5 protein-coding genes are annotated in these 5,615 nt (G+C 64.2%); 3 read left to right on the forward strand and 2 right to left on the reverse strand.

What is annotated here, in order from left to right:
• Nucleotides 1–18 precede the first annotated feature (18 nt).
• On the reverse strand, nt 19–1,047 hold the full coding sequence (locus ACRDUX_RS05725; protein ID WP_526411863.1) for a UPF0158 family protein: 1,029 nt from the start codon (nt 1,045–1,047) through the stop codon (nt 19–21).
• Nucleotides 1,048–1,642: 595 nt separating this feature from the next.
• On the opposite strand from ACRDUX_RS05725, the gene ACRDUX_RS05730 reads away from it, so the two are divergent.
• The 3 genes from ACRDUX_RS05730 to ACRDUX_RS05740 all read left to right on the forward strand — a co-directional run bounded on the left by ACRDUX_RS05730 (nt 1,643) and on the right by ACRDUX_RS05740 (nt 3,902).
• Complete coding sequence (locus ACRDUX_RS05730; RefSeq protein WP_526411865.1) at nt 1,643–1,939, forward strand: hypothetical protein; 297 nt, start codon at nt 1,643–1,645, stop codon at nt 1,937–1,939.
• A 549-nt stretch (nt 1,940–2,488) separates the two neighbouring features.
• Nucleotides 2,489–2,707, forward strand: coding sequence for a hypothetical protein (locus ACRDUX_RS05735; RefSeq protein WP_526411867.1), 219 nt, complete (start codon nt 2,489–2,491; stop codon nt 2,705–2,707).
• A 286-nt stretch (nt 2,708–2,993) separates the two neighbouring features.
• On the forward strand, nt 2,994–3,902 hold the full coding sequence (locus ACRDUX_RS05740; protein WP_526411869.1) for a TIGR03620 family F420-dependent LLM class oxidoreductase: 909 nt from the start codon (nt 2,994–2,996) through the stop codon (nt 3,900–3,902).
• Nucleotides 3,903–3,940: 38 nt separating this feature from the next.
• Here ACRDUX_RS05740 and ACRDUX_RS05745 read toward each other — a convergent pair.
• The coding region (locus ACRDUX_RS05745; RefSeq protein ID WP_526411871.1) for a thioester reductase domain-containing protein at nt 3,941–5,615 on the reverse strand (1,675 nt) is incomplete at its 5' end.

Consider the following 5,615-nt stretch of genomic DNA (forward strand, 5'->3'; position numbering starts at 1 on the left):
GGTCAAGTGGTCGCAGGTTCAAATCCTGTCAGCCCGACCAGAGTTACTGCAGTTCAGAGGCGGTTTCGGAGAAATCCGGAGCCGCCTTTTCTGTACCCCCCAGCCCACGCGGATGCCCTCGCCGGCAAGGAACTCGCGGGCACGACCCAGTCGGCGATCGGTGGAGAAGACGTACCACTGTTCGGCGAGGCTCTCCTGGTGAACGAGGTCACGAAACCGGTGGAACGCGCCCTTGCCCTCGATCGCCCACTGCAGCCGCTCCCGCAGCGACGCATCATGTTGCCGCACGGCGAAAGCTGCCATGTCGCGCCAGCCGTCCCGCGAGCCGGTGCGGTCGAATCGGAGCCAACGGTCGGGCTCCTCCTCCACGTCGACGGCGGCATCCTCCCCGACCATCGTTGGGTCCGTGGTGCTGTCGGCGTACACGTCCCCGGTGTGCAGGTCGACGTAGCCACCGGTCGACATGCCCAGGTCCCCATCCAGTTCGGCACCGAGCATCTCCAGGTCGACCGGCACCGCCCGCCCTGCGAGCGGCTCGCGGCGCAGACACGCAAGCAGGTCCTCGGCCAGGACCTCGTCACCCGCGCCGGCGCGCCAAGTCAGCCGGTTGATCACCGACAGTGTCACCGGCTCGGCCTGTTTCCGTCGCCGTTGCAGCGCCATCGGTAGGCCGGCGGCCACCTGCTGCAGCGCGTCGTCGACGTCACGTCCGCTCACCTCGGTGAGGAAGCGGGCAGCATCTCCTGCTGTGATGGCATTGCGCAGCTCGGACAGGTCGAGCGAGGGCACCTCCTGCCGTCCTGGCCACGCGTGCAGCAGCATTGGGTGCCGTTCGGTTGGCCTGTTCGGAACCCGGCTCTCGCCGTCGTCGTCGGCCCACCGGCGTCCGTACTGGTCCGGGATGTTGCCCCATCCCCAGTAAGGCAGGGGCTTCCTTGCCGTGATTCCCAGCACTTCCACGGGGTCGATCTTTGCGTCGCCGACCACACAGCGGTGGGTCCAGTCATCGCCCAGGTCGAAGGTGAACTGAAACTCCGCTCCGGGCACCAGGATCCGAGCAACCTTGCCGACTCGATGTCCATCGGCTCGGTGATGGGCCCACCGATCTCCCCAGTCATCTCGGCACCGGTCTGTGCGTCGGTGACCACTCGTCCATCGGCGAGGGTGAACATCGACAGGTGAGACCTGTCCCACCGGGCGAAGGCGTCGTTGACGGCATTCGCGAGGTCCATGAAGGTGTGCGACGGTCCGACCGCGAAGACGCGGCCGGGCCATGGCCACAATTCCTCGCCGCGTCCGCCGAGCAGTTCCACCGTCACCGACAACCACGTTCGTGCCATCCATCGAGGATGGCATGCGGATCGCGGCGTCGCACCGGTCCTGAGGGCGGTGGCGGAGGATGTCCGTCGCATTCCCGTGGTCCGTGCGGCTGTGGGCCTCCCGTCGGGTGTGACGACGGTTGGCGTGGACACAGCTGATGTGATCCACCACGACGATTGGCACCGGTTCAGCGTCGGAAGTCACTGGAAGGTCTACGAGTTCACCCGCGGCGTGAAAAGGGTTTCCTGTCTGAGCAGCACGATGACGTGTTCCGCACCGGCTACGGATCGGAGCTGATCGCTCGAGGCTTCCGGGGTCGGACATGAACGCACTCGTCGAGAACCCGAACTACGTTCATTGGTTCATGGCCGCTGTCGCAGTGGCGTGGCTGTATGCAGCCGGTGCGGATGACGAGTCGGGGGCCAATGCCTCAGGTTTGAGAAATCCGGTCGACCCGTTCACCTTTCGGGTCTACGAGCATGTGCGAGCCGGCGGTGAAGTGGTTCCCGCGGGGTTGCGGTGCAAGGTCGCTTGCTCCGCGCGAAGCGCGAAGCGCGATGCGCTTCGTTTTGCCTGCCACGGCGACACCTCCATCTACCTCGGTCGGCTCTACTCGTAGCCTTTCGATCAGTTTCATTGTGGGGTGAATGCACGCACACGGCTAGTGAGAGTTGCGGCCAGGCCTTGTGTGGAAGCCCTTTCGCGACTCTCGCTCAATGTCGGACCCGCTCTCGGAGTTGAGCGGGAGAGCCGGTGAAAATGCGCCCCTCCCGGGATCTGCAGGTTAAGCAATATTCTTCGAGAGGCTGGCGCCAATCGGCACTAAAATAATGTGCCCGAAAATCCAATTCAGGAGGATTGCCATGCCAGACAGATTTGTTTCCGGAGGTTGGACGATTCCGCCGGGGGATGCATCCCTCGAGTTTTGGTTCTCCTGGCCGCCGGGATCCCATCCGAACAGGGGCCCCGTTTTCTGCATGTGGTCGCCCAACCGTCCCGAACGGTCCGAAGACGTGAAGTTATGGATCACCAAGTACGCCGCTGCCCGAAACGTCGAGGGGCCCGTCTATTACCACGGATACGTCTCGAACAGCTGTTCACAGCCGGTGAAAGCCAGGCTCATGGCTGTATATTTTCCCGAGTTCCAGAGCGATTGGCAGATGTAAACATGAAACTGCAAGTTGTTACCGATAATTCCGGCAATGTAGTCGGCACATACGAGCCTCCGGAACACCCTGGGAAAGATGATCCGGTATTTCATATTGGCGCCGGACCCGATCAGGTAGTGCGCGAAGTGGATGTTCCGTCTGAGTTCTCGAAGATCGAGTCTGCGCAGGAGTTGCATCGCCGCCTCGGCGAATATCTCACGCGCGATAAGCGGGAGTAAAGGGCCATAGCCGTGACCTGTGGCGGAATTCGATTAGTAGGGAGGACTTTTGGACCAGGGTCACGACGGTGCCGGTATCGCCGATCGCGGCATCCGCGACTGAGCGCTCGTCGTCGGAAGGCCGGCATGGGTGTCTCTCGGCGGGTCACCACACCTGCGCGCAGTTGCCTTGGCGCGCGGCGATCTGTTCATGCCGGGTGTGATGACAGCAGCTGTCATGACGGGTAGATTCGATGACATTCACTGACATCGCATGCTGCTGACGAACGATCCGAGGAGAATCTCCATGAACACCACCGTCGACGCCGCTCGCCGGGCAGTCGGACCGGTAGGCGCACTGCTTCCCGTCACGTTCACCGACATGCCGTCGGTCGAGCGACAGCGAGAGGCCGTCGGTCGGTTGGAACGGGCCGGCTACCGCACCGCCTGGACCAACGAGGTGATCGGCAAGGACGCCCTCGTGCAGCTGGCGGTGCTGCTGGGCGCCACCGAGCGGATGGTGTTCGGCACCAGCATCGCCAACGTCTGGGCCAGGGAACCGCAGACCATGCACGCCGCCGCGGCCCAACTGGCCGAAGCTCATCCCGACCGCTTCGTTCTCGGCCTGGGAGTGGGCTATCCGCAGCAGGCGACCAGTACCGGACGCGACTTCGGAAAGCCGCTCACCACCATGCGTGACTACCGAGACCGAATGGACAGTCAGACCTGGCCGCCCGCACCCAAAGCCGCCTACCCGCGGATCGTCGCCGCCAACGGCCCGAAGATGCTGGCGTTGGCCGGCGAGATCTTCGATGGTGCGCTGCCCGCTGGGTTGCCCCCGGAGTTCACCGCGCACGCGCGGCAAGTACTCGGCCCGGACAAGCTGCTGGTCATCGGAGTGTCCGTAATCGTCGACCCCGATCCCGAACGCGCACGGACGAAGGCCCGCGAATCGGTGTCGGCCTCACTGAGCCAGCCGTCGTATGCGGCGACCATGGGTCGACTCGGCTACTCCGTTGCCGACATCGACGACGTCAGCGACCGCCTGGTGGACGCCGTCATCGGCCACGGCGATCCGGCCGCCATTGCGGCGACCGTCCAGAAGCATCTGACCGCTGGAGCAGATCACGTCATGGTCATGCTTCCAGGCGGGGACTTCGCCGCCGGAATCGACCAACTGGAACAACTCGCCCCAACACTGACCGCCCTCGGCTGATCACATCCGCACCATGATCCACCGAGCGCGAGCAGCGGCTAGAGCAGCCCGAGCCGTTGCAAGTCGGTGACGTACTTGGTGATCGTGGGTGCCGAGACGTGGGGGATGTCGTTGTCGGGGCCGATCTCGGCTGCTCGGACCGCAGCGCGGAATCGGTCGGTCGGGGCATAGGACCCCTGGCTGGGCGCCGGCGCTTGCAGATTCTCTGTGAAGTGCGACGCCAAGATCTGCAGCACTGAGTGCTGGCGTTGTTGATCGGGCAGGGCGCGCAGGCCGGTTTCGAAGCGCTGCAACCACTCTCCGAAGTCGCCGACACGCTCGATCGGGTAACCGGCTTCGATCAGCCAGTCGACGTACTCGTCGAGTCCGATGCCGTCGTCGTGCGGGTTCATCACGTGATAGGTCGCGAACCCGTCGATGCCCCCCAGTTCGGCGATCGCCTCGGAGACGAATCCGACGGGCAGCGCGTCGTAGTGCGCGCGTTGCCGGTTGCCGTCGGCGTCGAGTTGATAGAACGACGCCGGTGCAAGGCCGGTGGCCACCAGACTCAGCATCATCCGAGTGAAATTGTCCGGCACGTTGAGCTGGCCCGCATATGTGGTGTCGGTCAGGATCATGTCGCAGCGGAACACTGCGACCGGGAGCCCACACAGGTCGTGGGCCTCGCGCAGCAACACCTCGCCGGCCCACTTGCTGTTGCCGTAGCCGTTGGCGAAGCTGGCGTCTACGTCGCGTGAGGGACTGATGACCCGGATGTCGGCGTCCTCGGTGAACGTCGACGGCTCGATCTGGTGGCGCACGTCAGCAGTCGAAACGAACGTGTACGGCTTCAGTTTGGTGGTGAGCGCGAACCGGATCAGCTCGGCAGTACCCACAACGTTCGGGCCGAAGAACTCGCGGTAGGGCAGGATGCCGTTGACGAAGGCTGCGCAATCGACGATCAGGTCGACGCTGTCGGCCAACCGCTGCCAGGTTCGCTCATCGAGGCCCAAATTGGCTGCGCCCTTGTCCCCGGCGATGACGTGCAGCCGATCGGCAGCCAGTTCTTGGAAGTGTTGTAGCAGTGCAGGATCACCGCTGTCGAATGTCTTGTCCAGACGACGCCGCGCGTCGTCGTCGGAGGTGGCCCGCACCAGACATACCAGCGTGCCATCGACCTGCGCCAGCCGCTTCAGCCACTCCAGGACGAGGAAGCGCCCGAGGAAGCCGGTCGCCCCGGTCAGCAGGACGGTTCGGATCTCGTCGCTCGGGCTCGGCAGTGCCGGAGCGGTCGTCAGCGTTGGGGCGTCGATGAATTCGTCCAACGTGAGATCACGCGCGTGGATCTCGGTGATGTCGCCGCCGTGTACGGATTCGAAGCTCGGACCACTGGCCGCGGACACTGCGGTCGCGCCGCCGTCGCCGTCCACGTGCTGGCTCAAACCACTCACGGACGGCGTCTCGAAGAGGGTCCGCACTTCGAGTCGGCCATCGATGGCGGTGTTGACCGCTGCGACGACCCGCATGGCGGAGATCGAGTCCCCACCGAGCTCGAAGAAGGAATCATCCAAACCGACCTTCTCCACGTCGAGCACCTGGGCGTAAATGCCGGCGATGATCTTCTCGACCCTGGTGGCGGGTGCGCGGTAACGATCGGCACTCTGGTATTCGGGAATGGGCAGTGCGTGCTTGTCGAGTTTGCCGTTGACGGTCAACGGCAGCGCGTCGAGCACC

The organism is Mycobacterium sp. (assembly GCF_050701675.1).
In the GTDB taxonomy this organism is placed as follows: Bacteria; Actinomycetota; Actinomycetes; order Mycobacteriales; family Mycobacteriaceae; genus Mycobacterium.